Genomic DNA, 3,119 nt, shown 5'->3' on the forward strand with positions numbered 1-3,119 from the left:
GTTTTCTGGCGGCGTAGGTGACCGCACTTATAAGCAACCGCTATCCCGGTGGCCGTGGACGCCCTGGCCGTGTTCGTGCACAAGGACAACCCGATCCAGCACCTGACCATGGAACAAGTCGACGCGATCTTCTCCTCGACTCGTCTGTGCGGCGCTAAAGAAGACGTCAAGACCTGGGGCGACCTGGGCGTGAAAGGCGACCTGGCCAACAAGCCAGTCCAGCTGTTCGGCCGTAACTCGGTATCCGGCACCTACGGCTACTTCAAGGAAGAAGCCCTGTGCAAAGGCGACTACAAGCCTAACGTCAACGAACAGCCTGGTTCGGCTTCGGTAGTCCAGTCCATCAGCTCCTCGCTGAACGGCATCGGCTACTCGGGCATCGGCTACAAGACCGCCAGCGTGAAGACCGTGGCCCTGGCCAAGAAAGGCAGCAGCGACTTCATCGAAGACACCGAAGAAAACGCCCTGAACGGCAAGTACCCGCTGTCCCGCTTCCTGTACGTCTACATCAACAAGGCCCCGAACAAGCCTCTGGCCCCGCTGGAAGCCGAGTTCGTGAAACTGGTCCTGTCGAAGCAGGGTCAGGAAGTGGTCGTCAAAGACGGCTACATCCCACTGCCAGCCAAAGTCGCCGCCAAGGCACTGGCTGACCTGGGCCTGCAGGAAGGCGCTGCAGTCGTAAAGAAGTAACACCCTAGGCCCGGGGCTATCCCGGGTCCTGTAGGAGCGAGCTCGCTCGCGCAATGATGGTGAGGCCGGCATAGCGCCTCCCATCGCGAGCCAGCCGCTCCTACACCTCCCATTTTCGATCCGCTGCCAGCTCTGCTACGCGGCGGATTTGTTGCGTCACTGCATTGTCATCTTTCTGTCATACAGGATCGCTAGGGTGTGCGCATGAATGATCTGGCCAATTCCACCATGACTCCGACTTCCCCTCCCAAGCGCATTGACTTCAATACGCCTGAGCTGCAACGCAAGCGCCGTATCCGCGCGCTGAAAGATCGCCTGACCCGCTGGTACGTCCTCGTTGGCGGCCTGGCCGTGCTGGCCGCGATCACCCTGATCTTCTTCTTCCTCGCCTATGTGGTGATGCCCCTGTTCCAGGGCGCCGACCTGACCGCCAAGGACCCACTGACGCCCGCCTGGATGCAGGACGCCGGCAAGCCGCTGATGTTCTCCCTGGAAGAGCAGAACCAGGTCGGCATGCGGGTTTCGGATAAAGGCCAGGCGCTGTTCTTCGACATCGACAACGGCGCCGAGCTGCGTCGCGTCGAGCTGCCGATTCCGGCGGGCACCACCGTGACTGCCATCGGCAAGGACCAGCCGGGCAGCCCGCTGGTGGTGGTGGGCCTGTCCAACGGCCAGGCGCTGGTGTTCCGGCACACCTATAAAGTCAGCTACCCGGACGGCAAGAAAACCATCTCGCCCGCCATCGAATACCCCTACGGCGAAACCCCGGTCGTCTTGAACGAGCAGGGGGGCGCCCTGGAGCACGTCAACCTCAACGCCAGCGATTCGGCGCTGGTGGTGGCGGGTTCCAGCGGTGCGCAACTGCACGTGCTGCAGTTGACCCGCGAAGAAAACATGATGACCGGCGAAGTCACCAGCGAGCAGAACCGCATCGAGCTGCCGCAGATGACCGAACCGGTCAAGGCCATGTATATCGATCCGCGCCAGCAGTGGTTGTACGTGATCAACGGGCGCGCCCAGGCCGACGTGTTCAGCCTGCGCGACAAGAGCCTCAACGGTCGCTACAAGCTGTTGGAAGACGCCAATGCCGAAGTGACCGCCAGCACCCAGCTGGTGGGCGGCATCTCGCTGATCGTCGGTACCTCCAAGGGCGGTCTGGCCCAGTGGTTCATGGCCCGCGACCCGGACGGCGAGCTGCGCCTGAAACAGATCCGCACCTTCCAGATGGGCACCGCGCCCATCGTTGAAATCACCGCCGAAGAGCGCCGCAAGGGCTTCGTCGCCCTGGACGCCTCGGGCAAGCTCGGCGTGTTCCACAGCACCGCGCACCGCACCCTGCTGGTGGATCAGGTGGTCGAGGGCGAAGGCCTGTTCGGGCTGTCGCCACGGGCCAACCGGGTGATCATCGAAGCCGGCGGCAAGCTGCAGCCGCTGGTGCTCGACAACCCGCACCCGGAAGTGTCCTGGAGCGCGCTGTGGAGCAAGGTCTGGTACGAGAACTACGACGAGCCTAAATACGTCTGGCAATCGACCGCGGCCAACACCGACTTCGAACCCAAGCTGAGCCTCTCGCCGCTGACCTTCGGTACCCTCAAGGCCGCGTTCTACGCGATGTTGCTGGCGGCACCGCTGGCCGTCGCCGCGGCGATCTACACCGCCTACTTCATGGCGCCGGGCATGCGCCGCAAGGTCAAGCCGGTGATCGAACTGATGGAAGCGATGCCGACGGTGATCCTCGGCTTCTTCGCCGGCCTGTTCCTGGCGCCCTATGTCGAAGGCCATCTGCCGGGCATCTTCAGCCTGCTGATGCTGCTGCCGATCGGCATTCTGGTGGCCGGGTTCACCTTCAGCCGCCTGCCTGAGTCGGTCCGCCTGAAAGTGCCGGACGGCTGGGAAAGCGCACTGCTGATTCCGGTCATCCTGTTCGTCGGCTGGCTGTCGCTGTACATGAGCCCGTTCATGGAGAACTGGTTCTTCGGCGGCGACATGCGCATGTGGATCTCCCACGACCTGGGGATCACCTACGACCAGCGCAACGCCCTGGTGGTCGGCCTGGCCATGGGCTTCGCGGTGATCCCGAACATCTACTCGATCGCCGAAGACGCCGTGTTCAGCGTGCCGCGCGGCCTGACCCTGGGCTCCCTGGCCCTGGGCGCGACCCCTTGGCAGACCATGACCCGCGTGGTGATCCTCACTGCCAGCCCGGGCATCTTCTCGGCGCTGATGATCGGCATGGGCCGCGCGGTCGGCGAAACCATGATCGTGCTGATGGCCACCGGCAACACCCCGGTCATGGAAATGAACCTGTTCGAAGGCCTGCGCACCCTGGCGGCCAACGTCGCGGTGGAAATGCCCGAGTCGGAAGTCGGCTGACCCCAAGCATCAGTCGCCCGCCCCAATGGGCCCGGGGCACCACCGCGCGGCGCTCC

2 pseudogenes are annotated in these 3,119 nt (G+C 63.7%); both read left to right on the forward strand.

The features are described from left to right. Window positions 1–36: 36 nt before the first annotated feature. A pseudogene (locus tag ACQKQA_RS29955) lies at window positions 37–690 on the forward strand (PstS family phosphate ABC transporter substrate-binding protein); the annotation flags it as partial. A 204-nt stretch (window positions 691–894) separates the two neighbouring features. Next, window positions 895–3,060 (forward strand): annotated as a pseudogene (locus tag ACQKQA_RS29960) (ABC transporter permease subunit); the annotation flags it as partial. Window positions 3,061–3,119 lie beyond the last annotated feature (59 nt).

Source organism: Pseudomonas sp. NPDC089530 (assembly GCF_050280705.1).
Classification (GTDB): domain Bacteria; phylum Pseudomonadota; class Gammaproteobacteria; order Pseudomonadales; family Pseudomonadaceae; genus Aquipseudomonas.